Genomic DNA, 26,128 nt, shown 5'->3' on the forward strand with positions numbered 1-26,128 from the left:
ATGTGGAGGGGATGCACACCTGGACGGCCCGGGGAGTCGCGGCGCTCGCCGGAGCCGCGCCGGGCCGGGGGCGCCGCATCGCCTGCCACACTGGCCGGATGCACCCCGCCGACTCCTGCCCCTGCGGAAGCCGCCGCCACTACGCCGACTGCTGCCGCCCCGCCCACCTCGGCGAGGAGCCCTCGCCGACGGCGGAGCGCCTGATGCGCAGCCGCTACAGCGCGAACGTCCTCGGCAGCGCTCCCTACCTGCTCGCGAGCTGGCACCCCTCGACCCGGCCGCGCCGCATCGACCTCGATCCCGACCTCCAGTGGCGCCGGCTCCAGATCGTCGACACCTCGTTCGGCGGGGAGGGCGACGAGGAGGGCCTGGTCGAGTTCCGCGCCTCCTACCGCTCGCCCGCCGGCCCAGGCCTCGTGCACGAGCGCAGCCGCTTCCTGCGCGAGGACGGTCGCTGGCTCTACGTCGACGGCGAGATGCTCGGCGACGAGGCCTGATCCGTCCTGGCCGTCCTACTCTGGAGGCATGGCCAAAGACTTCCGCCGGGCGGACGACGCGTCGCGCTACGAGCTCCACCTCGACGGCGCCCTGGTGGGCGTCCTCGACTACCGCGAGGCGCCCGGCAGCGTCTCCCTCGTCCGCTCCTTCACGACCCCGCCCTTCCGAGGCCGCGGGCTCGCAGGAGAGCTGGTCTCCTTCGCCGTCGACGACATCGAGGCCGCCGGCGGGCGGAGCGTCGTGCCGATGTGCTGGTACGTCGGGCAGTGGTTCGAGCAGCACCCCGAGAAGGCGCACCTCCTCGCTCCCTCCTGAGCCGCTCACTCACTCGCGGACCGCGGGCTCCACTCCGGCCAGGTCCGGGCCGAGGCCGATGTCGACCAGGCGCAGACGGCCCGCGTAGGAGTCGCCCGGAGGCAGCAGCAGACCGGCCTTGATCGCGCCGAAGGCGACCGTCACATCGGCGCGCAGCACGGTGGGATCGGGGACCGACCCGTCGTCGGGATGGATGCCGCTCGGCAGGTCGACGGCGACGACCACCGGGCGCTCGGCCCGCCGCTCCAGCGCGTCGAGCACCGCCTCGACGACGACGCGCGGCCGCCCCCGCAGCGCGGGCTCCGTCGCTCCGATGCCGAGGATCCCGTCGACCAGGACATCCGCCCGCGCCACCGCCGCGGCGAGGCCGGGCGCGTCGTCGGCCGGCACCTGCCCGCAGCCCTCGTCGAGCGCCACGGCGAGGCCCCGGCGGTGCACCCGCTCGGCCGTGAGGACGAGGACGACGTCGGTTCCGGAGGAGGAGAGCTCGGCGGCCGCGTAGAGCGCGTCACCGCCGTTGTCGCCCGGACCGACCAGGACGAGCACCGAGGCCGGACGGGAGCGGTCGGAGCGCCCGGCGAGCACGAGACGCAGCTCGCGGGCGAGGCCGTCGGCGGCGCGCTGCATCAGCGGCTCCCGCCGGGCCAGGTGCGGAGCCTCGGCGGCCCGCACCTGCGCGGACGTGTATCCCTCGACCATGCGCTCCACTGTGCGCGCGGCGCTGCGGGCGTGCAACCCCGTCAGCTCTCCTGCACCGCCCGGTCCGACTCCTCGACGATCGCCCGCATCGCGGCCTCCGCAGCGTCCGCGTCGCCCGAGGCGACGGCGGCGGCCACCGCCCGGTGCAGCCGCACCGCGGTGGAGTCGGCCTCGCGCGGCATGAGCGCATTGCGGGTGCGGCCGGCGAGGACCTCGGCGACCAGATCGCCCAGATGCGCGAGCATCCGGTTGCCGGACGCGGCCAGGAGGGAGCGGTGGAAGGCGGTGTCGGCGGCGAGGTAGGCGGACTGGTCGGCTGCGCGGGAGTGGGTGGAGAGGGCGTCGCCCGCCTCCGTGAGCGTCCGCCGCTGCTCCTCGGTCGCGTTCGCCGCGGCGAGCCGGGCCGCGAGCGGCTCCACCCCGAGGCGGAGCTCGCTGAGCTGGTGCAGCTGGCGCCGCCGGTCCGGGCCGTCCAGTCCCCATGCGACGACCCGCGTGTCCAGGGCGTTCCAGCACTCCGGAGGCTGGACCCGCGTCCCCGCGCGGCGGCGGGACGTCACGAGCCCGAGCGTCTCGAGGACGCGCACCGCCTCCCGCATCACCGAGCGGGAGACCCCGCGCCGCTCCGCACGCTCGTCGGCGCTGAAGGTGGTGCCCGGCGCGAGCTCGCCGCGCACGATCTGCGAGCCGAGCTCGTCCAGCACCGAGTGGTGCAGCGAGGGCGTCGGCGCGGGCATGCGGTCATCCTGCCATCGCCGGAGTCGCGCCCCGGCCGATCTTCAGGCATGATCGGGACACACGCAGGTTATGTCGGACAAAAGCCGGCCGCTGGCCGTCGGCTCGACCAAGGACGCTCATGACACCGACCCTCCTCCCCGCCCTCCGCGCCGCCGCCGGGGACGCGCCGGCCACCACCGCCGGGCAGGGGCAGCTGATCCTCGCCGCCGTCGTCGGCATCGCCGTGATCGTCGTGCTGATCACCTGGCTGAAGCTGCACCCCTTCGTCTCCCTGCTGATCGGAGCGCTGACGACGGGCCTGATCGCGGGGCTGGCGGCGGCGGACGCGGTCGCCAGCTTCGCGCTGGGGTTCGGCAACACCATGGGCGGCGTCGGCATCCTCATCGGCCTCGGCGCGATGTACGGCAAGCTCCTCGTCGACTCGGGCGGCGCGGACCGCATCGTGGACACCCTCATCGCCCGCTCGAGCACTCGCGCGCTGCCCTGGATGATGGGCTTCGTCGGCGCGCTGATCGGGCTGCCGATGTTCTTCGAGGTCGGGCTCGTGCTGCTGATCCCGGTCGTGATCCTGGTCGCCCGCCGGAGCGGTCTGCCGCTGATGAAGGTGGCGATCCCGACGCTCGCCGGCCTCTCGGTGATGCACGGCCTCGTCCCGCCCCACCCAGGACCGCTGGTCGCGATCGACGCGCTCGGCGCGAACCTCGGCGTGACCCTCGCGTTCGGCGTCCTGGTCGCGATCCCCACCGTCGTCGTCGCCGGCCCGCTCTTCGGCCGGGTCGCCGCCCGCTGGGCGCCGGTGGAGACGCCGCCGCTCTTCGGCGAGGGCGCGGGCGAGACGCGCGAGCACCGCCCGGGCTTCGCCGCCGCCGTCGCGAGCATCCTGCTGCCGGTCGTGCTGATGCTGGGCAAGGCGATCGCCGACATCGCGGCCCCGGGCTCCACGGACGCCTGGAAGGGGGCCCTCGACTTCCTCGGCACGCCGACCATCGCGCTGGGGATCGCGCTCCTGGCCGGTCTGGTCCTGCTCGGCCGCGGCGGCCGGATGAACCGCACCGAGCTGCAGACCTCGCTCTCGAGCTCGCTGCCGCCGATCGCGGGCATCCTGCTCATCGTCGGCGCGGGCGGCGGTTTCAAGCAGGTCCTCGTCGACACCGGGATCGGCGGGGTGGTCGCCCAGCTCGCGGAAGGGAGCGGCGCCTCGGCGCTGCTGCTCGCCTGGCTCGTGGCCGTCGTGATCCGCGTCGCCACCGGCTCCGCGACCGTCGCCACCGTGACCGCCGCAGGGATCCTCCAGCCGCTGACCGAGACCATGGACGGGCCGATGGTCGCCCTCATGGTGCTCGCGATCGGCGCCGGCTCGGTGTTCCTGTCGCACGTCAACGACGCCGGGTTCTGGCTGGTGAAGGAGTACCTCGGGCTCAGCATCGGCCAGACGCTCAAGACCTGGACCGTGATGGAGTGCCTGGTCTCGGTGACCGGGCTCGCCGGGGTCCTCCTGATCGGTCTCTTCGTAGGAGGTATCTGATGACCGCTCTTCCCACCGTCCCCGTCCGCGCCGTCGTCGTCATGGGCGTCTCCGGCAGCGGCAAGTCGACCGTCGCGTCGCTCCTGGCGCGCCGACTGGGCTGGGAGTTCCTCGAGGGGGACGACCTGCACCCGCAGGCGAATGTCGACAAGATGCACGCCGGCATCCCGCTGACCGACCAGGACCGGGCGCCCTGGCTGGCCGAGATCGCCCGCGTGGTGGACCAGCGGATCGCCGCGGGCGGCTCGGTCGTCGTGACCTGCTCTGCCCTGCGCCGCCGCTACCGCGACGTCCTGCGCCGCGACGACCTCGTCTTCGCGCACCTCGCGGGATCGAGGGACCGTATCGCCGGGCGGCTAGCCTCGCGGGTCGGCCACTTCATGCCGACCACGCTGCTCGACTCGCAGTTCGAGGCGCTCGAGCCCCTCGGCGACGACGAGCTCCACGTCACGGTCGACGTGGGCGGCGCTCCGGAGGAGGAGATCGCCGAGATCCTCGGGGGGCTCGGCCTCGCGCCCGCGGGCGCCTAGAGCAGCAGCGACTCCACCGGCACGGCCGGGAGGTCGAAGGCCGCGGCGACGGCGGTGTTCGTCACCCGGCCGTCGTGGGTGCTCAGGCCGCGGGCGAGCGCCGGGTCGGCGGCCAGGGCGGCCCGCCACCCGCGGTCGGCCAGCGCGAGCGCGTAGGGGAGCGTCGCGTTGGTGAGCGCGCGGGTCGAGGTCTCGGGGACGGCGCCGGGCATGTTCGCGACGCAGTAGTAGACGCTCCGGTGCACGGGGAACACCGGGTCGTCGTGCGTGGTCGGACGCGAGCCCTCGAAGCAGCCGCCCTGGTCGATCGCGATGTCGACCAGCACCGAGCCCGGCTTCATCGTGGCGACCATCTCGTCGGTCACCAGCTTGGGCGCCTTGGCGCCCGGGATGAGGACGGATCCGATCACGAGGTCGGCGTCGGCCAGCTGCGCGGCGATCTCGTAGGCCGAGGAGGCGCGGGTCTGGATCGCGCCCTGGAAGCGGTTCTCGAGCTGCGCGAGGCGGGGGAGCGAGAGGTCGACGATCGTGACGTCGGCCCCCATGCCGAGGGCGTTCGCCGCGGCGTGCTCGCCAGCCGTGCCGCCGCCGATCACGACGACCTTCGCCTTCGGAGTGCCGGGGACCCCGCCGAGTAGCGTGCCCCGTCCGCCGACGGCACTCATGAGGTGGTAGGCGCCGACCGTGATCGACAGGCGCCCGGCGACCTCGCTCATCGGCGAGAGCAGCGGCAGCCGCCGGTCGTCCAGCTGGACCGTCTCGTAGGCGATGGAGGTCGTCCCCGCCGCGAGCAGCGCATCGGTGCACGGGCGGGAGGCGGCGAGGTGGAGGTAGGTGAAGAGCACCTGGTCGCGGCGCATCCGCGGGTACTCGGCCTCGATCGGCTCCTTGACCTTGAGGACCAGCTCGGACTCGCCCCAGACCTCGTCGGGCCCGTCGACGACGAGGGCGCCGGCGCGGCGGAAGTCGTCGTCCGACACGCGCGAGCCCAGGCCCGCGCCGGCCTCGACGAGGACCTCGTGGCCGCGGCGCACCAGCTCGTGGACGCCGGCCGGAGTGGCGGCGACCCGGTTCTCGTTGTTCTTGATCTCGGTGGGGATCCCGACGCGCACGGCGGCTCCTTCGCTGCGGCCCGCGGGGCGGGCGGTGGGCGCCGATCCTGCACCGGCTCTGCCCCCATCGTGCGAAGATCGTGCCCGGAGCGGGGGAACTCCGCAGGATCGGTCGGAAGTCACCGCACGGGCCGAAGGTTCGTCGGCGGAGTGAGGGAGCGGGCGCATGCCACCGAAGGATCTGCACGACCTCGACGACCTGGATCCGGTCGATCGGACCCTGGTGCGCCTCCTCCGCGCCGACGCGCGGACGCCCAACAGCCGGCTCGCCGAGCGCGCCGGCATCGCCCCGTCGACCTGCGTCGCACGCGTCCGGGGCCTCGTCGAGCGCGGCGTCATCACCGGCTTCACCGCCGAGCTCGACCCGGCGGCGCTCGGCCTGACCCTGCAGGCGCTGATCAGCGTCAGCATCCGCGTCGGCCAGCGCCAGGCGATCACGCGCTTCGCGGAGGAGATCCGCGCGCTGCCCGAGGTGGTGCAGGTGTTCTTCCTCGGCGGCTCAGAGGACTTCATCATCCACGTCGCGGTCCGCGACTCCAGCGACGTGCGGGACTTCGTGGTCTCGAACCTCTCGGCGAACCCGGCGGTGGCCTCGACGCGCACGAGTCTGGTGTTCGACCACCACCGCAAGGGCCCGGCGGTCCCCGAGTAGCGCGGGCAGGCGCGGGTCCGAGCGGCCGCTCGGCCCGCGCCCGTCCCTCGGGGCTAGTGCGCCCCGGGGTTCACGTCGCCGCCCCCGCGCTGCATGAGGCCGGGGATGCGCTTGGCGAGCCCCGGGATCGCCTCGTCCGAGATCGAGATGCGCGTGTCGCGCAGGCGCTGGCGCAGCAGGGTCTCGACGTCCTCCTCCGGTCGCAGCTCGGCGTCGCCGGCGACCTGCAGCAGCACGCCGCGCAGCTTCTCGTCGAGCTGCGCGTCGTCGCTGCCGTGCTGGATCGGGTGGTCCTGGGATGCGTTCGTCATGCCTCCATGCTGGCACCGGCGACCCCGAGCCGAGAGGACTTGCGCCGCGGCAGGATGGTCGCATGCCGTTCACCCGCGCCGAGCTCGCAGCGTTCCAGGACCGCACCGTCGAGGACCTGCTGGGCGACGACGTCCGGCTCCTCTTCGTCGGCATCAACCCGGGGCTGTGGACCGCCGCCACCGGCGCGCACTTCGCCCACCCCGGCAACCGCTTCTACCCGGCGCTCGTCGCGGCCGGGATCCTCGAGCGCGCGCCGCGCGTGTCCGAGGGGATGAGCGCTGCGGACCGCGCGGAGCTCGTCTCCCGCGGCGTCGGCATCACCAATCTCGCCTCCCGGGCGACCGCCCGCGCCGACGAGCTGACCGCGGAGGAGCTGCGCGAGGGCGCTCAGCGGCTGGTCGCCACCGTGGAGCGGGTGCGGCCCCGGGCCGTCGCGGTCGTCGGCATCACCGCCTACCGGATCGCGTTCGGACGCCGCAGGGCGGTGCAGGGCAGGCAGGAGGAGGACGTGGCGGGCGCGCCGCTCTGGGTGCTGCCGAACCCGAGCGGCCTGAACGCGCACGACACCGTCGCCTCGCTCGGGCGCGCCTACCGCGAGCCGGCGCTCGAGGCGGGGATCGTCTCTTCCGACGCGCTCCTGCCCGGGGACGTCGGACCCCGCCCGCAGGAATAGCCGTCGACCCCCGGAGGTTGCAGAAGTCCATGAGTATGCATGAAGTCAAGTTCGGCGTCGACACGTTCGGCGACGTCACCGCCGGCCCCGACGGCGCCCCGCTGCCGCACGGCCAGGTCCTCCGCGACGTGGTCGAGGAGGGAGTCCTGGCCGACCGGGTCGGCATCGACTTCTTCGGGATCGGCGAGCACCACCGCGCCGACTTCGCCGTGAGCGCACCGGACGTCGTGCTCGCCGCCATCGCGGCCCGCACCGAGCGCATCCACCTCGGCTCCGCCGTGACGGTCCTCTCCTCGGACGACCCGGTGCGCGTCTACCAGCGCTTCGCCACCCTCGACGGACTCTCCGGCGGCCGGGCCGAGGTCATCCTCGGCCGCGGCTCCTTCACCGAGTCCTTCCCGCTCTTCGGCTACGACCTCGCGCAGTACGAGGTCCTCTTCGAGGAGAAGCTCGACCTCTTCCACGCCCTGATCCAGGGCGGCCCGGTCACCTGGCAGGGCACGACCCGCCCCGCGCTCACCGAGCAGAGCGTCTACCCGACCCTCGACAACGGCACCCTCCGCACCTGGATCGGCGTCGGTGGCAGCCCTGAGTCGGTCGTCCGCGCCGCCCGGTACGGCTTCCCGCTCGTCCTGGCGATCATCGGCGGCTCGCCGGCCCGCTTCCGCCCCTACGTCGACCTCTTCGGCCGCGCGCTCGACCAGCTCGAGCAGCCCCGCCTCCCGGTCGCCGTGCACTCGCCCGGCTTCGTCGCCGACACCGACGAGGAGGCGCGCGAGCTGTACTTCCCGCACCACAAGGCGATGATGGACGCCATCGGCCGCGAGCGCGGCTGGTCCCCGATGACCCGCGAGCGCTTCGAGGAGGAGGCCGGCCCCGACGGCGCCATCCACCTCGGCTCGCCCGAGACGGTCGCCCGGAAGATCGCGCGAACGGTCGAGGCCCTGGGCATCGACCGCTTCGACCTCAAGTACAGCGCCGGGACGTTGCCGCACCCGGCGATCATGCGCAACATCGAGCTCTACGGCACGCAGGTCATCCCGCGGGTGCGCGAGCTGCTCGCGCACTGACCCCCGCCGGGCGCCCGTTCCCCCGCTGGGCGCTCGGCGCGTTCCGAGCCGACGCGGTGCGCGCTCCCACCGGGCGCCCGGCCCGCGTCGATACACTCGGAACCCCCCCCGCCCCGACCCTCCCGGAAGCACATGCCCGACAGCCACGCCGCCCGCACCCCCTACGAGGTGCTGGGCGTCGCCGCCACCGCGTCCGACGACGAGCTCCGCCGGGCGTACCGGCTCCGCCTCCGCGAGACCCATCCGGACACGGGAGGCGACGCCGCGTCGTTCCACGCGGTGCAGCTCGCCTGGGAGCGGATCGGCAGCGCCTCCGCCCGCGGCGACTACGACCGAGGCGCTCCCGCCCCCGGGAGGTCCTCCCCGCAGTCGCCGTACACCGGCTCGCCGCGCCCGCAGACCGCCTCGGCCGTGCGCGCCCGCTCCTACGGTCACCCGGGAGGCGCGGCGCGCGGGTACTACCTGCGCCTGGTGCGCGAGTGGCTCGGCCGCGGCGTCGAGACCGAGGACCCCTTCGACCCGGCGATCGTCCGCTCCGCTCCTCGCGAGATCCGCTCCTGGCTCGCGAAGGCTCAGGCCGAGGAGGCGACGGCCGCGCTCGTCGGCGCGCTCGGCATCGCCTACACGATCTGGAACGACGTCGCGGTCGGCGACGGCGGGCTCAAGATCGACCACCTCGTGCTCGGGCCGGCCGGCCTGCTCGCGCTGACCTCCGCCGACTGGGGCGACCCGGTCCGCTTGAAGAAGGGCGAGCTCGAGGGCCCCGGGATCGCCGAGGACGAGAAGCCGATCGCCTCGCTCGCGAAGGCCGCGCGCCGTCTCGGCCGCGAGCTGGGCGTCCGGTTCTCGACGAGCGTCGTGGTCGTGCCGGACGACGCGCTGGAGCAGCCGTTCGAGCAGGTCGAGCGCGGCAGGCACCAGGGCGCCGTCGTCATCCGCCGCTCGCTGCTGCCGCAGCTGCTGCGCTCCGGCACGGACGACCCGCGGCTCGGCGGGTACGGCGAGTCGTTCGAGGTCCGCACCCGGGTGCAGAACCGCATCCGCTTCGTCTGACGCCGCGCTAGCCGCCGCTCGCGACCGGGGCAAGGGGTTAGCGCGCATCCGGCGCCCCGCCCACCATGGGACGTGCCCCCGGGCATCCACGACGAGCGGAACGAGGACGGACGATGGTGCGATTCGGATACACCCTGATGACCGAGCAGAGCGGACCCAAGCAGCTGGTGGGCTACGCGGTCGACGCTGAGAGGCTCGGCTTCGAGTTCGCGGTCTCGAGCGACCACTACTCGCCGTGGCTGACCGAGCAGGGGCACGCCTCCTACGCCTGGACGCTGCTCGGAGCGGTCGCGCAGGCCACGTCGACCATCGACCTCACGACCTACGTCACCGCGCCGACCATCCGCTACCACCCGGCCGTGGTGGCGCAGAAGGCCGCGACGCTCGCGATCCTCTCCGACGACCGCTTCACGCTCGGCCTCGGCTCGGGCGAGAACCTCAACGAGCACGTCGTCGGCGAGGGCTGGCCCTCGGTCGCCGTGCGCCAGGACATGCTCGAGGAGGCCGTCCACCTCATCCGCGAGCTGCACACCGGCGAGCTGGTGACCTGGGAGGGCGAGTACTTCCGCGTCGACTCCGCCCGCATCTGGGACCTGCCGGACACGCCGGTCGAGATCGGCCTGGCGGTCTCGGGGGAGAAGTCGATCGCCCGCTTCGCGCCGATCGGCGACCACCTCATCACGACCGAGCCCGACGCGGAGCTGATCTCGCAGTGGACCGCGGTCCGCGGTGCGGACGCCGCCCCCTCGCGCACGATCGGCCAGATCCCGATCTGCTGGGCGCCGGACAAGGAGCAGGGAGTGGCGCTGGCCCACGAGCAGTTCCGCTGGTTCGCCGGCGGCTGGGCGGTCAACTCCGATCTGCCGACCCCCGCCGGCTTCGCCGGAGCGAGCCAGTTCGTGCGCCCGGAGGACGTCGCCGAGCAGATCGCCTGCGGCCCCGACCTCGACGAGCTCGCCCAGAGCTTCGTGCCCTACATCGAGGCGGGCTTCACCGACATCGCCCTCGTCCAGGTCGGCGACGAGCTGCAGCAGCGGTTCCTCGACGAGGCGGCGGAGGGGCTCCTGGAGCGCCTGCGCGCACTCGCCCCCTGAGGCCGCCGGCGGGTCGCGCGGTCAGAATCCGCGGAGGCGCTCGATGTCGCGCCGGTCGCGCTTCGTCGGGCGGCCCGCTCCGCGGTCACGGACGATCACGCCCGGCGCGGACTCCCGGGGTGGCGGCGGGGGCGTCCGGTCCTCCATGCACTCGGCGGCCACCGGCGCACCGACCCGCTTGACCACGAGTCCGCGGACGATCAGCTCCCGGTCGAAGCCGCCGATCCGGGCGCGGACCTCATCGCCCACCCGCACGGTCTGCGCCGCCTTGGCCCGCTCGCCGTTGACGCGGATGTGGCCGGCCCGGGCCGCGGTCGTCGCGGCGGAGCGCGTCTTGTAGATGCGCACCGCCCAGAGCCACGCGTCCACCCGCACGGCACCGGTCACCGGGATCTGCATCCCCCCAGTCTACGAACGGCGCCCGCTCGCCACCCACCCCGCGGTCCTACACTGGCCGCCGACAAGGAGGTTCCCATGAACCGAGACGACAGCATCTACACCGGAGCGGACGACGCGCTGCGGAGCGGCGACGACCGCATGGTCGCGGCGAACGACAGCTCCGGAGCCGGCGGAACCCGCGGCGACGTCGGCATGAGCACGACGAGCGGCGAGGGCGCCGGGGTCCCCACCCGCGGCGCGCCTCCGCAGAGCGGATCCCCGTCCGAGCTGCGCCCCACCGGCTTCCCGCACGCGGGCCTGGAGTTCTCGCTCGTCCCGTCCGGGCACGAGGAGTGGCGGATCGAGCACCCGGGCGGTCGCACCGTCGGCGTCCTCGCCGTCATCTCACACGCGGGCGAGGAGTCGGAGGCCGTGTTCGTCACGCGCCGCGTCGGCTCCGAGGACGCCGTGGCCGAGGGCACCGACTGGCGCGGCATCGTCTCGGCCGTGATCAACGACGAGGCGGCGGACGAGCGCGATCCGGTCCAGCTCGACCCCACCGTCGAGCACGTCCGCGGCGGACTGATCAGCCGCGGCCCTGCGGACGTCGACGGCCTCTCCTGAGCCCTCTCTCCTCCGGGACGCCGTCCGCGCTCGGCGCGGGGCGTCCCACGGGGAGGATCGGAGTCTCAGCGGGCGAGCAGCGCGGCGTTGATCCGGGCCGAGAGGTCGGCGTCGACGCGGCGGTCGGTCCCGTCGACGGCGCGGACGGGAGCGGCGTTGCGCGCGCTCGAGACCAGCCACGCCGCGTCCGCCGCCTCCAGATCGCCCGAGCGCAGCGGACGCACCGCCGTCCCGAGGCCGAGGCCCGGCGCGAGCGCGAACAGGTCGGCCTGCGTGGTGCCGGGCAGCAGCCCGAGGCTCGGCGGAGGAGTCACGAGCTCCCCGCCCGTCAGCAGCACGAGGTTCGAGGTCGGCCCCTCGAGCAGGTAGCCGTCGCTCGACACGAACAGGGCGTCGTCGGCACCGCGCCGGGCAGCCTCCCGCACGGCCGCACGGTTCACCGCGTACGAGAGCGTCTTCGCGCCGGCGAGCAGCCAGGGGGACGTCGACTGCACGTCCGAGCGCAGCCCGCGGTCCAGCAGCACCACGCGCACGCCGTCGCGGCGGGCCGGGCCGAAGTCCGGGCTGGTCTGGACGAAGACGACGCCGGTGGGCCGCCCGCCGCCCTCGACGCCGCGGGTCAGGATCGTCTTCACCATCGCCTCGGCGACGGGCGGGTGCGCGGCCACCGCCGCTCCGATCGCCTCGAGCCAGGCGGCCCGGTCCGGCCGGGGCAGGTCGAGCATCCGGGCCGAGCGCTCGAAGCGGTCCAGGTGCGCGTCGAGCGCCTGCAGCCGTCCGTCGACCAGGTTGATCGTCTCGAACACGCCGTCGCCGCGGGTGAAGCCGAGGTCGGTGACGTCCAGATCGCCGCGCCCGCTCGGATCGATGCGGTGCGCGGGTCCTCCCGGCGAGTGGGCCTCGGCGTCGAGGGAGGGTCGGTCGAGGACGACGAGGGTCTCAGCGGGCATGGGCGGTGCGGTCCTTCCGGGAGCGGCGGCGGGGGGAGAAGCGGAGCAGCGCGATCGTCAGCAGGGCGCCGATCAGGGAGCCGCTGCCGTTCGAGACGAGGTCCTGCACGTCGGAGACGCGGGTCGGCAGCCACAGCAGCTGCGCTGTCTCGACGGCCGCCGACACGGCGAGCCCGATGGCGGCGGCCCAGAGGCGGCGACCCGCCGGCAGCTGCGCGGCGATCAGCGCACCGAGCGGCACGAAGAGCAGCACGTTCGCGGTGAACTCCGCCACGTCGAAGTTGAACCAGCCGGTGAGCGGCGTGGAAGCGAGGAAGGCGATGATCCCGCGGATCAGCGCGTTGGGCTCCCCGGCCGGGTAGGGCGCGGGCGTCAGCGTGATCAGGGCGATCAGCGCGAGCCAGGCGAGCGTCGCGAGGCGGAGGGGTCTCGAGCGGCGCATCGTCCGATTCTGCCAGCCCGTCGGGGTCGGGCGCGGCGGGCGCGGTGTGGGAGGCTGGAGGGCATGACCAGCGAGGACCCCGGCGCGGACGCCGTGCTCCCGCGCCACCCCTTCGACGCGTCGCTCGGCGACGGCTGGGTCGAGATCGGCGACGGACGCCGCTTCTGGGGGCGCTTCGGCGCCGCCGGCCTCCTCCTGCGCGATCCGTCGGGACGCGTCCTGCTCCAGCACCGCGTCAGCTGGAGCCACTTCGGCGACACCTGGGGGCTGCCCGGCGGCGCCCGTCACCCCGAGGAGACGGCCTTCGAGGCGGCCCTCCGGGAGTCGGAGGAGGAGGCGGGCGTCCCCGCCGACCTGATCCTGCCCGTGCTCTCCAGCGTCGTCGTGATCGGACCGTGGAGCTACTCCACCGTCCTGGCCGAGTCCCGCGAGCACTTCACTCCCCGCATCAGCGACGCCGAGAGCACCGAGCTGCGCTGGGTCGCCCCCGACGAGGTCGACTCCCTGCCGCTGCACCCGGGCTTCGGAGCGGCCTGGCCGGGTCTGCGCGCGCTCGGCTCCTCGATCCCGGTGCTCGTCGTGGACGCCGCCAACGTGGTCGGCTCACGCCCCGACGGCTGGTGGCGCGACCGCGCCGGCGCCGCGGAGCGCCTCCTCGCCTCCCTGGCCCGCCTCGCGGAGGCCGGCGTCCCCGGCCGTCTCCTGGGGATCGACGCCGACACGGTCTGGCCGCGCATCGCCGTGGTGCTCGAGGGAGTGGCGCGCGCCGCCCGTCCGGAGGCGGGCGCTCTCACGGAGCGGCTGACGGTCCACGCGGCCGACGGCTCGGGCGACGACGCGATCGTCGAGCTGGTCGGCGCGCTCGAGACCGCGGTCGTCGTGACGGCCGACCGTGGACTGGCCGCCCGCGTCGAGGCGCTCGGGGCCGCCGTGGTCGGTCCGAGGTCGCTGCTCGACCTCCTCGATCCCGCCCGGGAATAGGCCGCGGGGGCACCCGGTTGCATCCCCCATGGCTACGACTGCGATGACCCTCGACTCCCACGACCAGACGATCGCCGACGGCATCGTCCTCATCGACTTCTGGGCCGACTGGTGCGGCCCGTGCAAGCAGTTTGCTCCGGTCTTCGAGGCCACGAGCGAGAAGAACGCCGACATCACCTTCGCGAAGGTCGACACGGAGGACCAGCAGCAGCTCGCCGCGAGCTACGGCATCTCCTCCATCCCCACCCTCGTGGTGTACCGCGACGGGATCCCGCTGATGGCTCAGCCCGGCGCCCTGCCCGCCCCCGCGCTCGACAACCTGATCGAGCAGGTCCGCGGCCTCGACATGGTCGAGGTGCGCCGTCAGTACGAGGAGGCGAAGGCCGCTCAGGAGGCCGGCGTCGCCCCGCAGGCCTGATCCGCCCGGCGCCTCGACCCGCTCCGCAGGCGGGAGGCGCCCGCAGACGCACGAGAACCCCCGGCAGCCGTGAGGCCGCCGGGGGTTCCGTCGTTCCGAGCCGGGATCAGCCGGTGTTCTGCAGCCCCGCCGCGACTCCGTTGACCGCGAGCAGGAGCAGCCGCTGGTTCTGCTCCGTCCCGGATCCGCCCGGGTCGGTGCGGAGCGCCTTCAGTGCGCGCAGCTGCAGGAGCGAGAGCGCGTTGACGTACGGGGTGCGCAGGCGCACGGCACGGCCGAGCACGCGGTGGCCCGTGAGCAGGCTCTCCTCGCCGGTGATCGAGAGCACCCACCGGCGGGTGAGCGCCATCTCGTCGAGCACGAGTCCGGCGAGGTCGTCGCGGGAGTCGAGGGCGAGGTAGCGGCGGGCGATGCCCTCGTCGGTCTTCGCGAGCGACATCTCCACGTTGTCGACCATCGTCGTGAACAGCGGCCAGGAGGCGTAGGCCTCGCGGAGCAGGTCGAGGTCGCCGACGGCCTCGAGCGCGCTGCCCAGCCCGAACCAGCCGGTCAGGTTGACGCGGGCCTGGGTCCAGGCGAAGACCCACGGGATCGCTCGCAGGTCCTCGAGCGACTCGACGGAGAGGCCGCGGCGGGCCGGACGCGAGCCGAGGGCGAGCAGGCCCACCTCCTCCTGGGGGGTGACCCGGGCGAACCACGGCGCGAAGCCGTCGGCCTTCACGAGCTCGAAGAAGCGGCGGCGCGACTCGCGGTCCATCGTCGCCGCCACCTCGGCGAAGCGCTCCGCGGCGCCCGCGTTGCGCTCGCCCACCGCGGGGGAGGAGGCGAGCAGCGTCGCTCCCGCCACCTGCTCGATGTGCCGGGTGGCGATGTCCGGGTTGCCGTAGCGGGCGAAGATGACCTCGCCCTGCTCCGTCAGCTTGAAGCGGCCGTCCACCGATCCGGGCGGCTGCGCGAGGACGGCCCGGTTGGCCGGCCCGCCGCCGCGGCCGAGCGCTCCGCCGCGCCCGTGGAACAGCGTGAGCACGATGCCCTCGTCGGCCGCCCACTGCGCGATGCGCGCCTGCGCGTCGTAGAGCGCGAGCGTCGCCGAGACCGGTCCGACGTCCTTCGACGAGTCGGAGTAGCCGAGCATCACCTCGAGCCGGTTGCCGGTGGCCGCGAGGCGCGCCTGCACCTGGGGGAGGCGGATCATCTCGGCGAGGATGTCGGTCGAGGCGTCGAGGTCGGCGAAGGTCTCGAAGAGCGGGACCGCGTCGATGATCGGCGGCTTGCCGTCGGTCGCCGCCTCGGCCAGTTCGAAGACCGTCCGCAGGTCGTCGGCCGACTGCGTGAAGGAGACGATGTACCGCCTCGCCGCGTCGGTGCCGAAGCGCTCCTGGACCTTCGCGATCGCCCGGAACACCGACAGGACCTCGAGGCCGCGCTCGTCGAGCTCCTCGCCGGCGCGGATCGCGGCGATCGTCTCGCGGTGCACCTTCGAGTGCTGGCGCACCTCGATCTCGGCGAGGTGGAAGCCGAAGGTCTCGAGCTGCCAGACGAAGTCCTGGAGGTCGCCGTAGGCGGCGCGGACGTCCTCGGCCTCGACCAGGGACTCCTGGAGGGTGCGCAGCTCGGCCAGCAGCTCGGCGGCGGCGGAGTAGGCCAGCGGCCCCTCGGACCGGGTCGCGGCCAGGCGCTCGGCCGCGAAGAGCAGGACGCGGCGGTGCGCCTCGTTGGGCGAGCGCTCGGCGATGTCGGCGGCGAGCTCGGGAGCCCGCTCGACGCAGGAGGCCCAGAGCGCCTCGACGGCGGCCGACGGGGGAGTGGTCGACGCGTCGAGGGTCAGCGCGCGGCCCACGCGGCGGGCGACCCGCTCGAGGCCCATGAGGACGTGCTCGGAGGCGATGTCCACCGCAGCGAGGGTCGTCTCGGCGGTGACGAAGGGATTGCCGTCGCGGTCGCCGCCGATCCAGGTGCCCAGGCGGACGAAGGCCGGTGCGACCGGAGCCCGGGTGCCCGAGCCCTCGCCGAGCAGAGCGTCGTCGAGGCGGCGGTAGACGCGGGGGAGCACCGAGAACAGCGACTCGTCGAAGACGCTCATCGCGGTGCGCACCTCGTCGAGGGGAGTGGGCTTGGACTCGCGCAGCGGAGCGGTGCGCCACAGCGTGTCGACCTCGGCCAGCAGCTTGCGGCGGATCTCCACCAGCACGACGCCGCCCATGCGCGGGTCGTCGCGCTGCTCGAGCAGGTCGCTGATGCGGCGGATGGTCGAGGCCACTGCGCGGCGGCGCGCCTCGGTCGGGTGCGCCGTGAGGACCGGGCGGAACTCCAGTCGGGACAGGCGCGCGAACGCCTCGTCCTCCCCGAGCTCCCCGGTCAGCCGGCGCATCGAGGCGAGGATCGAGTCCTCGGGCGACTGCGCGCCGGCGTCGGCCTCGCGCCGGCGCAGCACGCGGACGCGGTGGAACTCCTCCGCCACGTTGACGAGGTGGAAGTAGCAGGTGAACGCCCGGGCGACCTCCTCGGCGCGCTCGAGCGTGAGCGAGGCGACGAACTCCTCCGCCTCCGCGGTCCCGGCGGCGTCGCCGCTGTCGTAGGCGCTGATCGTGAGCGCGCGCAGGCGCTCCACGTCCTCGTAGAGGGAGGGCTCGCCCGACTCGCGGAGCACCTGGCCGAGCAGCTCGCCCAGCAGGTGGACGTCGGCGCGGATCCTCTCGTCGAGCGGAGGCGCGGTCGTCCCGTCGGCGGAGGAGGGGGCGGTGGCGGAGGCGGGTGCTGCGGTCGCGGCGGACGCGTCGGAGAACGGATGCACGGGAGAGACCTTAGCGGCGGTGCGTATCGAGCACATGACGCCTGCGTCACTATCCGAACTGGAATGATCGAGGGGTGACCGTGACAACCGCACCCCCCGCTCCCGCCGTCCAGACCGAGCAGGCGGCACCCCATGTCGTCGTGCTGTTCGGCGCCGTCGGCGACCTGGCCCGGCGCAAGCTCATCCCGGGGATGGCCCACCTCGCGCTCTCCTCCCTCGCACCGGACCTGCAGATCGTCGGCACCTCGCTCGAGGAGCACGACGACGCCTCGTTCCGCGCCTTCGCGAAGCTGGCCTACGACGAGTTCGGGAGCCGCTCCCTGACGCCGGCGCAGTGGGACGAGTTCGCGTCCAAGCTCCGCTACGTCCCGCAGTCCGCCGGTCCGGCCGCGCTGGCCGCCGCCGTGACCGACGCCGAGGCGGTCCTCGGCCCGGACGTGAGCCGGCTGCACTACCTCAGCGTCCCGCCCAGGGCAGCTCTCTCCGTCGTGCGGATGCTCGCCGAGGCCGGGCTGGTCGAGCGCTCGCGGATCATCATGGAGAAGCCGTTCGGCGTCGACCTCGAGAGCGCGGTCGTCCTCAACGCGGAGCTCCACGAGACCTTCAGCGAGGAGCAGATCTTCCGGATCGACCACTTCCTCGGCAAGGAGCCGGCGCAGAACATCCTCGCCTTCCGCTTCGCCAACGGCCTCTTCGAGCCCATCTGGAACCGCAACTTCATCGATCACGTCCAGATCGACATCCCCGAGCGCCTCACGCTCGACCGTCGCGCCGAGTTCTACGAGTCCACCGGCGCGTACAAGGACATGGTCGTCACCCACCTCTTCCAGGTGCTGGCGTTCATGGCTATGGAGCCGCCGACCGCGCTGGAGCCCCAGGCCATCAGCGAGGAGAAGAACAAGGTCTTCCGCTCGATGCGTCCGCTGAACCCCGAGAACGTGGTGCGCGGCCAGTACATCGGCTACCGCGACGAGCCGGGCGTCGCCGCCGACTCCGAGACCGACACCTTCGTCGCGCTGAAGTGCGAGATCGACAACTGGCGCTGGGCGGGAGTGCCGTTCTACCTCCGCACCGGCAAGCGGATGGCCGAGGGCCAGCGCATCATCTCGATCGCGTTCCGCGAGCCCCCGAAGAGCATGTTCCCGCAGGGCTCCGGAGTCGGTGCCCACGGCCCGGACCACCTCACCTTCGACCTGGCGGACGCCTCGAAGGTCTCGCTCTCGTTCTACGGGAAGCGCCCCGGTCCCGGCATGCGGCTCGACAAGCTGAGCATGCAGTTCGCGCTCCAGGAGACCGACCGCGCGGGCGACGCTCTCGAGGCCTACGAGCGCCTGATCCTCGACGCGATGCGCGGAGACCACACGCTGTTCACCACCGCGGAGGGCATCGAGCGGCTCTGGGAGGTCTCCGCGCCCCTCCTGCAGGATCCGCCGCCCGTCCGTCTCTACGCGCCCGGCTCCTGGGGGCCGAACGCCATCCACCAGCTGATCGCGCCGCACGCCTGGCGCCTGCCGTTCGAGCGGGTCTGGCGCGACAAGCGCTGACCACGCCGCCGTGCGCCCCGCCTAGGCTGGGCGCATGGCGCGCACCGGTGAGGACCGGATCTGGACGGTCCCGAACGTCCTCAGCATGGTGCGTCTCGCGCTGGTGCCGGTGTTCCTCGTGCTCGTGGTCCTCGGCGAGGACGCGCTCGCGCTCCTGACCCTCGTCGTCTCGAGCCTCACCGACTACCTCGACGGCTGGATCGCGCGCCGCTTCGACCAGATGACGCGCCTCGGCCGCGTCCTCGATCCGGCCGCCGACCGCCTCTACATCTTCGCCACCGTCCTGGGCCTCGCGGCCCGCGGACTGGTGCCCTGGTGGCTGGTCGCCGTGCTGCTCGCCCGCGACCTGATGCTCGTGGTCCTGGCGGTCGTCCTGGCGAACAACGGCTACGGACCGCTTCCCGTGCACCACCTGGGGAAATTCGCGACCTTCTGCCTCTTCTACGCGCTCCCGCTGATCATGCTGGGGCAGGCGTTCCCGGCCCTCGCGCCCGCCTCGCTCCCCATCGCCTGGGCCTTCGCGCTGTGGGGCGCGTTCCTCTACTGGTGGGCCGGGATCGTCTACGCCGTCCAGACACGGGACCTCGTCCTGGGGGTCCGCACAGGTGCGCAGGGGTCCGACGAGGGTCACGATTCGGATACGCTGACCTGATAGGAGGTACGTCTTGGTCGAGCCCGTCGGTGGAGCATCATCCGCCCAGCACAATTCCGTTCCCGGTGAGCCGTCGACGGAGACGACTCTGACGTTCACCGACGACATCGGCGCCCAGCTCGCCGCTCTCGACAACCGCGCGTCGCGCGAGGAGGCCGAGGCCGTCGGCGCTCTGCCCTCGGGATCCGCGCTGCTGGTCGTGCGGCGCGGACCGAACACCGGCGCCCGCTTCCTCCTCGACACCGACTCCACGACGGTCGGCCGTCACCCCGATGCGGGCATCTTCCTCGACGACGTCACGGTCTCGCGCCGGCACGCCGAGTTCGTCCGCCGGGGCACGGCGTTCGAGGTCCACGACCTCGGCTCCCTGAACGGCACCTACTTCGACGGGGTCCGGATCGAGTCCGCGATCCTCACCGACGGCTCCGAGGTGCAGGTCGGCAAGTTCCGACTCACCTTCTACGCGTCCCGCGCCGACCTCGTCGCCGCTCCGGACGCGTGAGCCGTGGGCCGCTCCTCCGCGCGCGCCCTCCCCACCGGCTCCGCCGCTCTGCTGAGCATCGGGCAGGTGCTGGCCAGGCTGACCAGTGAGTTCCCGGACGTTACCCCGTCCAAGCTGCGCTTCCTCGAGGAGCAGGGGCTCGTCTCGCCGGCCCGCACCGACTCCGGCTACCGCAAGTTCTCGGGCTCCGACGTCGAGCGGCTCCGGATGATCCTCGCGCTGCAGCGCGACCACTACCTCCCCCTCAAGGTCATCCGCGGGTACCTCGACGACATCGACGCCGGGCGCGAGCCCGCCCTGCCGGCCGGTGTCGGGGGTCCGAGCGCCTCGCTCCTCGGCCCCGCCACGCGCTTGACCCGCGAGGGCCTCGCGGCCGAGTCCGGTGCCACGCCCGCTCTCGTCCAGGAGGCCATCGCCGCCGGGCTCGTGCGGGGCGGCGACGTGTTCGGGGACGAGGCCGTGACGACGCTCAAGGCGCTCGTCGACCTCGGCCGATCCGGTATCGAGCCCCGCCATCTCCGACCGCTCCGCGTCGCCGTCGAGCGCGAGATGTCGCTCATCGAGAGCGTCGTCGCCTCCAGCGCCCGCCGCGGAGAGGCGTCCGGCTCCGCCGGCGCTGCCGAGAACGCGGTGGGGCTCGCGACCCAGCTGGGCACGATCCGCGGGGCGATGGTGCGCAGCGCCCTCTCGCGGATCGCCCGCTCGTGAGGGCCGCGCCGCCGGCCGTCGGGCGGCCCGTGCGACACGCCGCGGCGCCGAGGCCGATGTCGTTTACTCGGCCTGCGCCGGTCGGTACGGTAGGGAGCGCGTTCGGAGGATCCGGCGTCCGGATCCGAGAGGCACAGGGATGAGAGAAGTCAGCCGCGACGTCAGCGGCCAGCGCGACCTCGTCCTGTTCACCGACGGACTGCCCGAGCTCGACGCCGACGCGGGCTACCGCGGGGCCGTCGCGGCGCGCGCCGCGGGGATCACCTACCGTCAGCTCGACTACTGGGCGCGGACCGAGCTCGTCGAGCCCACCGTGCGCGGCGCGTCCGGCTCCGGCACGCAGCGCCTCTACGGCTTCCGCGACATCCTCGTGCTGAAGCTGGTCAAGCGCCTGCTCGACACCGGGATCTCGCTCCAGCAGATCCGCACGGCGGTCAACCAGCTCCGCGAGTCCGGGGTCGACGACCTCGCCCAGACGACCCTGATGAGCGACGGCGCGAGCGTCTACCTCTGCACCTCGAACGACGAGGTCATCGACCTGCTCAGCCGCGGCCAGGGCGTCTTCGGCATCGCCGTCGGCAAGGTCCTCCGCGAAGTCGAGTCGAGCCTCGTCGAGCTCGACCATCAGTCGGTCGACCCGGGCGACGAGCTCGCCCAGCGCCGCGCCTCCCGCCGCGTCGGCTGACCGCCCACCCCTCGCGGGTCGGCCGCGGCCCCGGGGACTCCGGGGTCTCCTCCGCGCGCTCAGCTGATCAGGAGCGGACCTGCCTGCAGCCGTGCTGAGCGGGCAACGGGCGGCACCCGAGTCTCACCGAGCTGGTCGAATGGCGGGCCCCGCCCGCGTGATCCGTCCGCCGGACGCGAGCTCCCCGCCGATCACGCCCGCTAGCATGCGGGTCCGATGACGGGCTCCGTCCGTGTCCCGCCCTGCGGATCCGACGATGGGCTCCGCCCGCGCATCGAGAGTCCGCGCTGAACTCCGACGCCGAGCGTCCGCCGGCGCCGTCCCTGGCACTCCTCGGGCACCGAGCATCGCCCGCGTCCCGAGATCTCGAGCCGGAGAAGTCCGGCGGACCCGCCGGCCCTAGGTCGCCGCGGGGACCTGCTCGCCGATGCGTCCGGTGCGGATGACGCGGTCGAGCAGCAGGTCGAAGTTGTGCGCCATCTCCTGGGCGCTCTCCCCGGGCCAGACGTGGACGGGCTTCGCCGCGCCCTGCGCCTGCTGAAGGGAGGTGCGCTCCGGGAGCTGCGGGCTGAGGACGAGCGGCCCGAACATGTCGCGCAGCTCCTTGATCCGGAACTGGTGCTCCAGCGACTGGACGCGGGCGCGGTTGACGATGATGCCCAGCGGCTGGAGGCGCGGGCTGAGTCCGCGGCGGATCTCCTCGATCGCCCGGAGCGCCCGGTCGGCGGCGGCCACCGAGAACAGGCCCGGCTCCGTGACGACGGCGACGCGGTCGCTCGCGGCCCAGGCCGTGCGGGTCAGGGCATTGAGCGAGGGGGCGCAGTCGATCAGCACGAGGTCGTAGTCGGCCTCGACGCTCGCGAGGGCCTCCTCGAGCTTCCAGATGTCGCGGATGCTGGGGTGCGGCCCGTCGAAGTTGATCGCGGAGGGGCTGCCGATCAGCACGTCGATCGTGCCGTGGTGCTCCTTGGTCCAGCCGGAGGGGGCGATCGCCGAGCGGACGATCTTCTCCTTCGGCGACGTCAGGACGTCGGCGATGTTGAGGTGGCCGGCGACGTTGATGTCCATTCCGGTCGACACGTCGGACTGGGGATCGAGGTCGACGACCAGCGTTCGCAGGCCCTTCGAGAACGCCGCGGATGCAAGGCCGAGCGTCACCGTGGTCTTGCCGACGCCGCCCTTGAGGGAGCTCACGCTGAGTACATGCATGGCTGACTACTTTACGTTCCTCCGGGCGGCAGAACCTAACCGTTCGCTGCACGCGCCGTCCGCGCCGCCTCCGGAAGCGGGCCGCACTAGCAGTCGGAGCGCGCTCCGACCAACCCGCCCGGCGCGATCCGGGCCCGCCGGTACACTCGTCCTGAGCGGAAGGAGGCTCGTTCGCATGGATGAGCGCAACGACGAACAGCCCGACACCGACACCGGCACCGGTCCCACGCCGCGGACCGCCATGGACGCGGCTCGGGAATCGGGTCAGTACTCCCCGCGAGCGAGCGACACCGCTCCGACCCTCCTGCCCGACGGCGTGCGGATCACCCCGCCCGGCCCGCGGCGCCGCTCCACCGCCCCCGCTCCGGTCGAGGACGAGGACGCGATCGACGTCGGCCGCCTCGGCCTGCCGCCCTCGCGCTCGCGCGCTCTCGTGCCCCCGGAGCCGAGTCCTGCTCCGACCCCCTCACCGGCTCCCGCTCACCCGTCCGGCGCGAACGGACCGGTCTCGGCGGGGATCCCCGCCCGAGCGGAGTCCGCCGAGAAGCCCGCGGCGTCCGAGTCCGCGGGGGAGCCCGCCGCCGTCCCCACGCGCCGCGACCGCCTCCGCGCCGAGTCCTCGAGCGCCGCTCCCGCCCCGTCCGCGCCGAGCGCCGCCGTCCCCGAGTCGGCGTCGATGCTCACCCCGGACAGGCTCCTGGAGGTCAACCGCAAGACCCGTCCCGCTCCCACGGGCGGCTGGCACCGCTTCCTCTACGGCCTGACCTTCCACACGGTCAACCTCGGCGACTCCGCGAAGGTGAAGGCGTGGAAGGCGATGGACGAGCGGATCGGCCGGCAGTTCGAGGGCGGCACCCGCTTCGTCCCGGTAATGACCCGCAAGGGCGGCGTCGGCAAGACCACGGTCACGACGCTCCTGGGCATGGCCCTCGCCGACGCGCGCGAGGACCGCATCATCGCGGTCGACGCGAACCCCGACCGCGGCACCCTGGCCGAGCGCGTCCCCAAGCAGACGCGGGCGACCGTCCGCGACGTCGTGAACCGCGCGGCCGGCGTGACGGGGTTCACCGAGTTCTCGACGATGGTCTCCCGCGACGAGACCCGCCTCGACGTCCTCGCCTCCGACACCGACCCGCAGCTCTCCGAGGCCTTCGACGAGGACGACTACAACGTGGTCGCCGACCTGGTCGAGCGCTTCTACTCGATCATGCTCACCGACTGCGGCACGGGCATCGTGCACTCGGTGATGCGGCCCACGCTGCAGCGCGCCGACACGGTGGTGATCGTCTCGGGCGGCAGCGTCGACGAGGCCCGCCTGGCCTCCGAGACCCTCACCTGGCTGGACGCGAACGGCTACGGCGCCCTGGTGCGCAACGCGGTCGTCGCGCTCAACACGGCGACGCAGGGCACGAGCCTGGTGAAGCTGGAGGAGATCGAGTCGCACTTCCGCTCCCGCGTCCGCGACATCGTCCGCATCCCCTACGACCCGGTGCTCGCCGCCGGATCCGTGGTGAAGTGGGAGCAGCTGCGCGAGGGCACGAAGGACGCCGCACGCCTGCTCGCCGCGCTAGTGGTCGAGGGCATGCCGGTCCGACGTGTCTGAGCCCCGGGGCTCCGAGGCGGCGTCCGCCGCGTTCCAGGACCGCACCGACGGACCCGACGCGACCACCGACTCCTTCGACTTGATCGTCATCGGGGCCGGCTCCGGCAACTCGATCGTCGGTCCGGAGTTCGACGGCCTGCGGGTCGCGATCCTCGACGACGGGGAGTGGTTCGGCGGCACCTGCCTCAACGCCGGCTGCATCCCGACCAAGATGTTCGTCCATGTCGCCGACGTGATCACCGACGTCGACCAGGGCGGCCCGATCGGCGTCCACTCCCGCCTCCGCCGCCCCGAGTGGGCCGAGGTGCGCGACCGGGTGTTCGGCCGGATCGACGCGATCAGCGAGGGCGGTTTCGAGTACCGCGATCAGCGCTCCCCGAACGTGACCGTCCTCCGCGAGAGCTTCGGCTTCGAGTCGCTCGGAGACGGCGACCGCCCGCACGTCCTCGTCAGCGCCAGCGGTGCCCGCATCAGTGCGCCGCAGGTGGTCGTGGCCGCCGGCTCGCGGCCCAGGCCGCTCCTCGCCGCGTACGAGCCGGACCCCCGCATCCAGGACTCCTCCTCCGTCATGCGGCTCGACGAGCTCCCCGAGCGGATGCTGATCCTCGGCGGCGGCGCGGTGGCCGTCGAGTTCGCCCACGTCTTCTCCTCCTTCGGCACGGCCGTGACCGTCGCCGTCCGCGGCGACCGCCTCCTCCGCGCCCTCGACGAGGACGTCTCGCGCCGGTTCACCGGGATCGCCGCCGAGCGGTACACGGTGCTCACCGGAGTGAGCGCCGAGAGCGTCGACGCCCGCCCTGACGGGCTCCGCGTCGCCCTCAGCGACGGCACGACGGTCGAGACCGACCTGCTCCTCGTCGCCCTCGGCCGCGACCCCAACAGCGACACGGTCGCCGCCGCCTCCGTCGGGATCGATCTGCACGAGGACGGCCGGATCAGCGTCGACCCCGAGCAGCGCGTCCTCTCCGGCGGACGCCCCGTGCCCGGCCTCTTCGCCCTCGGCGACGTGTCGTCCCGCTGGCAGCTCAAGCACGTCGCCAACCACGAGGCGCGCCTCGTGGCGCACAACCTCCTGCACCCGGGCGAGCTGCTCTCCGACACCCTCTCGCCGGTGCCCGGCGCGATCTTCGCCCACCCGCAGATCGCCCACTTCGGGCTCACCGCGGCCGAAGCGCGGGACCAGGGCCTGGACGTCGTCACCGTCACCCAGGAGTACGGTTCCACCGCCTTCGGCTGGGCGCTCGAGGACGACTCCAGCGCCTGCCTCCTGGTCGTCGGCATCGACGGCGCCCTCCTCGGCGCGCACATCATCGGGCCGCAGGCCAGTATCCTCATTCAGCCGCTCGTCCAGGCCGCCAGCGCCGGCACCGGCATCCGCGGACTCGCCCGCAGCCAGTACTGGCCGCACCCCGCAGCGAGCGAAGTCGTCGAGAACGCCCTCCTGAGCGCGGAGGAGGCCCTGAGGGAGCGCACCACATGACCGAACGCCAGATCCGCATCTTCGGGGACCCGGTGCTGAAGACCCCGTCCACGACCATCGAGACGGTCGACGCCGGCGTCCGCGGCCTCGTCCAGGACCTCGTCGACAGCGTCCGACCGCCCGGACGCGCCGGCGTCGCAGCCCCCCAGATCGGCGTCAACCTCCGCGCCTTCAGCTACAACGTCGACGGCGTCATCGGGTACATCCTCAACCCCGAGATCATCGAGCTCAGCGGAGACCCGCAACCGGTCGACGAGGGCTGCCTCTCCGTCCCGAACCTCTGGTACCCCGCGATCCGCTACCCGCACGCGAAGGTCCGCGGCACCGACCTCGACGGCAACGAGATCGTCCTCGAAGGCGACGGCCTCATGGCCCAGGCCCTCCAGCACGAATGCGACCACCTCGACGGACGCCTCTACCTCGACCGCCTCTCCCAGGACGACCGCCGCGCCGCCATGAAGGCCGTCCGGGAATCCGACTGGTTCTGAGTTCGATTCCGGGCCGGTCCCTGCCCGGCCCGGCGCGGTCGGCTTTTCGGGGTGGGCGCGTTCTGTGGAGCGTCGTGCGTTCCGCCGACGGGAAAGCGCTGGGACGCGCTTTCCCGGATACGGCTGTGTCGAGGGGGAGCCGGTCCTTGTCCGGCTCCGCGCGGTCGGCTTTTCGGGGTGGGCGCGTTCGGTGGAGCGTCGTGCGTTCCGCCGACGGGAAAGCGCTGGGACGCGCTTTCCCGGATACGGATGTGTTGGTGGGGAGGCGGTCCTTGCCCGGCTCCACGCAGTCGGCCGCTCGAGGTGGGCGCGTTCCATGGAGCGTCGTGCGTTCCGCCGACGGTGAAGCGCTGGCACGCGCTTCACCGGATACGGCTGTGTTGAGGGGGAGCCGGTCCT

At 73.3% G+C, this 26,128-nt stretch carries 29 protein-coding genes; 20 read left to right on the top strand and 9 right to left on the bottom strand.

Translation table 11 applies throughout. The features are described from left to right. Positions 1-11 precede the first annotated feature (11 nt). On the top strand, positions 12-497 hold the full coding sequence (locus tag C5B98_RS06555; RefSeq protein WP_258063454.1) for a YchJ family protein: 486 nt from the start codon (positions 12-14) through the stop codon (positions 495-497). Between the two features lie 28 nt (positions 498-525). Next, positions 526-813 carry a GNAT family N-acetyltransferase gene (locus C5B98_RS06560; protein WP_104222554.1) on the top strand — a complete coding sequence of 96 codons (288 nt, stop codon included), beginning with the start codon at positions 526-528 and terminating at the stop codon, positions 811-813. A gap of 9 nt (positions 814-822) precedes the next feature. Here the strand turns inward: C5B98_RS06560 and C5B98_RS06565 are convergent, their stop codons facing one another. Then, a complete protein-coding gene (locus tag C5B98_RS06565) occupies positions 823-1,512 on the bottom strand; it encodes an NAD(P)H-hydrate epimerase (protein WP_104225395.1) in 690 nt (229 codons plus the stop codon). A gap of 41 nt (positions 1,513-1,553) precedes the next feature. Beyond that, entirely contained in the window at positions 1,554-2,249 is a 696-nt protein-coding gene (locus C5B98_RS06570) for a FadR/GntR family transcriptional regulator (protein WP_104222556.1), read from the bottom strand. Positions 2,250-2,368: 119 nt separating this feature from the next. On the opposite strand from C5B98_RS06570, the gene C5B98_RS06575 reads away from it, so the two are divergent. Beyond that, a complete protein-coding gene (locus tag C5B98_RS06575) occupies positions 2,369-3,775 on the top strand; it encodes a GntP family permease (RefSeq protein WP_104327498.1) in 1,407 nt (468 codons plus the stop codon). After that, positions 3,775-4,305 carry a gluconokinase gene (locus tag C5B98_RS06580; protein WP_104327499.1) on the top strand — a complete coding sequence of 177 codons (531 nt, stop codon included), beginning with the start codon at positions 3,775-3,777 and terminating at the stop codon, positions 4,303-4,305. Before C5B98_RS06575 ends, C5B98_RS06580 begins: the two co-directional genes overlap by 1 nt. On the opposite strand, the gene ald is transcribed toward C5B98_RS06580, so the two are convergent. Then, on the bottom strand, positions 4,302-5,417 hold the full coding sequence (gene ald, locus C5B98_RS06585; RefSeq protein WP_104250738.1) for an alanine dehydrogenase: 1,116 nt from the start codon (positions 5,415-5,417) through the stop codon (positions 4,302-4,304). The genes C5B98_RS06580 and ald overlap by 4 nt on opposite strands. Before the next feature lie 166 nt (positions 5,418-5,583). Between ald and C5B98_RS06590 the strand changes: the two genes are divergently transcribed. Beyond that, the gene (locus tag C5B98_RS06590) at positions 5,584-6,069 is read left to right on the top strand and encodes an Lrp/AsnC family transcriptional regulator (protein ID WP_104222560.1); all 486 of its coding nucleotides are present in this window, start codon (positions 5,584-5,586) and stop codon (positions 6,067-6,069) included. A 53-nt stretch (positions 6,070-6,122) separates the two neighbouring features. Here the strand turns inward: C5B98_RS06590 and C5B98_RS06595 are convergent, their stop codons facing one another. Then, positions 6,123-6,380 (bottom strand): hypothetical protein, encoded by a 258-nt coding sequence (locus C5B98_RS06595; RefSeq protein ID WP_104222561.1) that lies wholly within the window; start codon positions 6,378-6,380, stop codon positions 6,123-6,125. A gap of 62 nt (positions 6,381-6,442) precedes the next feature. Between C5B98_RS06595 and C5B98_RS06600 the strand changes: the two genes are divergently transcribed. The 4 genes from C5B98_RS06600 (at position 6,443) to C5B98_RS06615 (ending at position 10,271) form a co-directional block, all read left to right on the top strand. Then, positions 6,443-7,054 (top strand): mismatch-specific DNA-glycosylase, encoded by a 612-nt coding sequence (locus tag C5B98_RS06600; RefSeq protein WP_104222562.1) that lies wholly within the window; start codon positions 6,443-6,445, stop codon positions 7,052-7,054. A 35-nt stretch (positions 7,055-7,089) separates the two neighbouring features. Further along, positions 7,090-8,124: an LLM class flavin-dependent oxidoreductase gene (locus C5B98_RS06605; protein WP_104225389.1), complete on the top strand. Its 1,035-nt coding sequence runs from the start codon at positions 7,090-7,092 to the stop codon at positions 8,122-8,124. 132 nt (positions 8,125-8,256) lie between these two features. Then, positions 8,257-9,177: a DnaJ domain-containing protein gene (locus C5B98_RS06610; protein ID WP_104327500.1), complete on the top strand. Its 921-nt coding sequence runs from the start codon at positions 8,257-8,259 to the stop codon at positions 9,175-9,177. Positions 9,178-9,290: 113 nt separating this feature from the next. Further along, entirely contained in the window at positions 9,291-10,271 is a 981-nt protein-coding gene (locus C5B98_RS06615) for a TIGR03557 family F420-dependent LLM class oxidoreductase (protein WP_104222565.1), read from the top strand. A gap of 21 nt (positions 10,272-10,292) precedes the next feature. On the opposite strand, the gene C5B98_RS06620 is transcribed toward C5B98_RS06615, so the two are convergent. After that, complete coding sequence (locus C5B98_RS06620; protein ID WP_181027140.1) at positions 10,293-10,670, bottom strand: RNA-binding S4 domain-containing protein; 378 nt, start codon at positions 10,668-10,670, stop codon at positions 10,293-10,295. A 75-nt stretch (positions 10,671-10,745) separates the two neighbouring features. Between C5B98_RS06620 and C5B98_RS06625 the strand changes: the two genes are divergently transcribed. Then, complete coding sequence (locus C5B98_RS06625) at positions 10,746-11,273, top strand: hypothetical protein (RefSeq protein WP_104318952.1); 528 nt, start codon at positions 10,746-10,748, stop codon at positions 11,271-11,273. 65 nt (positions 11,274-11,338) lie between these two features. Here the strand turns inward: C5B98_RS06625 and C5B98_RS06630 are convergent, their stop codons facing one another. Together C5B98_RS06630 and C5B98_RS06635 are read right to left on the bottom strand one after the other, a co-directional pair. Next, positions 11,339-12,223 carry an aminotransferase class IV gene (locus C5B98_RS06630; RefSeq protein ID WP_104309609.1) on the bottom strand — a complete coding sequence of 295 codons (885 nt, stop codon included), beginning with the start codon at positions 12,221-12,223 and terminating at the stop codon, positions 11,339-11,341. Next, the gene (locus tag C5B98_RS06635; RefSeq protein WP_104327501.1) at positions 12,213-12,665 is read right to left on the bottom strand and encodes a VanZ family protein; all 453 of its coding nucleotides are present in this window, start codon (positions 12,663-12,665) and stop codon (positions 12,213-12,215) included. The genes C5B98_RS06630 and C5B98_RS06635 overlap by 11 nt, the downstream gene beginning before the upstream one ends. A gap of 63 nt (positions 12,666-12,728) precedes the next feature. Here C5B98_RS06635 and C5B98_RS06640 point away from each other — a divergent pair, with 63 nt between their 5' ends. Both C5B98_RS06640 and trxA read left to right on the top strand, forming a co-directional pair. Beyond that, complete coding sequence (locus C5B98_RS06640) at positions 12,729-13,646, top strand: NUDIX domain-containing protein (protein WP_104225383.1); 918 nt, start codon at positions 12,729-12,731, stop codon at positions 13,644-13,646. Between the two features lie 28 nt (positions 13,647-13,674). After that, a complete protein-coding gene (gene trxA / locus C5B98_RS06645; protein ID WP_104222570.1) occupies positions 13,675-14,064 on the top strand; it encodes a thioredoxin in 390 nt (129 codons plus the stop codon). Positions 14,065-14,170: 106 nt separating this feature from the next. Here trxA and C5B98_RS06650 read toward each other — a convergent pair whose 3' ends face one another. Further along, entirely contained in the window at positions 14,171-16,894 is a 2,724-nt protein-coding gene (locus C5B98_RS06650) for a phosphoenolpyruvate carboxylase (protein ID WP_104222571.1), read from the bottom strand. Between the two features lie 44 nt (positions 16,895-16,938). Between C5B98_RS06650 and zwf the strand changes: the two genes are divergently transcribed. The 5 genes from zwf to C5B98_RS06675 all read left to right on the top strand — a co-directional run bounded on the left by zwf (position 16,939) and on the right by C5B98_RS06675 (position 20,949). Then, positions 16,939-18,402 (top strand): glucose-6-phosphate dehydrogenase, encoded by a 1,464-nt coding sequence (zwf, locus tag C5B98_RS06655; RefSeq protein ID WP_104225448.1) that lies wholly within the window; start codon positions 16,939-16,941, stop codon positions 18,400-18,402. Between the two features lie 34 nt (positions 18,403-18,436). Then, complete coding sequence (locus tag C5B98_RS06660) at positions 18,437-19,054, top strand: CDP-alcohol phosphatidyltransferase family protein (protein ID WP_104222572.1); 618 nt, start codon at positions 18,437-18,439, stop codon at positions 19,052-19,054. A gap of 13 nt (positions 19,055-19,067) precedes the next feature. Beyond that, the gene (locus tag C5B98_RS06665) at positions 19,068-19,556 is read left to right on the top strand and encodes an FHA domain-containing protein (RefSeq protein WP_104222573.1); all 489 of its coding nucleotides are present in this window, start codon (positions 19,068-19,070) and stop codon (positions 19,554-19,556) included. Between the two features lie 3 nt (positions 19,557-19,559). Beyond that, a complete protein-coding gene (locus C5B98_RS06670; protein ID WP_104222574.1) occupies positions 19,560-20,264 on the top strand; it encodes a MerR family transcriptional regulator in 705 nt (234 codons plus the stop codon). 139 nt (positions 20,265-20,403) lie between these two features. After that, positions 20,404-20,949, top strand: a complete 546-nt coding sequence (locus C5B98_RS06675; RefSeq protein WP_104222575.1) for a MerR family transcriptional regulator — start codon at positions 20,404-20,406, stop codon at positions 20,947-20,949. 399 nt (positions 20,950-21,348) lie between these two features. On the opposite strand, the gene C5B98_RS06680 is transcribed toward C5B98_RS06675, so the two are convergent. Continuing rightward, entirely contained in the window at positions 21,349-22,158 is an 810-nt protein-coding gene (locus C5B98_RS06680; protein WP_104222576.1) for a ParA family protein, read from the bottom strand. A 175-nt stretch (positions 22,159-22,333) separates the two neighbouring features. On the opposite strand from C5B98_RS06680, the gene C5B98_RS17235 reads away from it, so the two are divergent. The 3 genes from C5B98_RS17235 to def are packed head-to-tail and all read left to right on the top strand — an operon-like array spanning position 22,334 to position 25,729. After that, a complete protein-coding gene (locus C5B98_RS17235; RefSeq protein ID WP_258059246.1) occupies positions 22,334-23,761 on the top strand; it encodes a MinD/ParA family protein in 1,428 nt (475 codons plus the stop codon). Continuing rightward, positions 23,754-25,241, top strand: a complete 1,488-nt coding sequence (locus C5B98_RS06690; protein WP_104327502.1) for a mycothione reductase — start codon at positions 23,754-23,756, stop codon at positions 25,239-25,241. The genes C5B98_RS17235 and C5B98_RS06690 overlap by 8 nt, the downstream gene beginning before the upstream one ends. Beyond that, positions 25,238-25,729, top strand: coding sequence for a peptide deformylase (gene def, locus C5B98_RS06695; protein ID WP_104327503.1), 492 nt, complete (start codon positions 25,238-25,240; stop codon positions 25,727-25,729). Before C5B98_RS06690 ends, def begins: the two co-directional genes overlap by 4 nt. Positions 25,730-26,128: the final 399 nt, after the last annotated feature.

The organism is Rathayibacter sp. AY1A5 (assembly GCF_002930875.1).
Lineage (GTDB): Bacteria > Actinomycetota > Actinomycetes > Actinomycetales > Microbacteriaceae > Rathayibacter.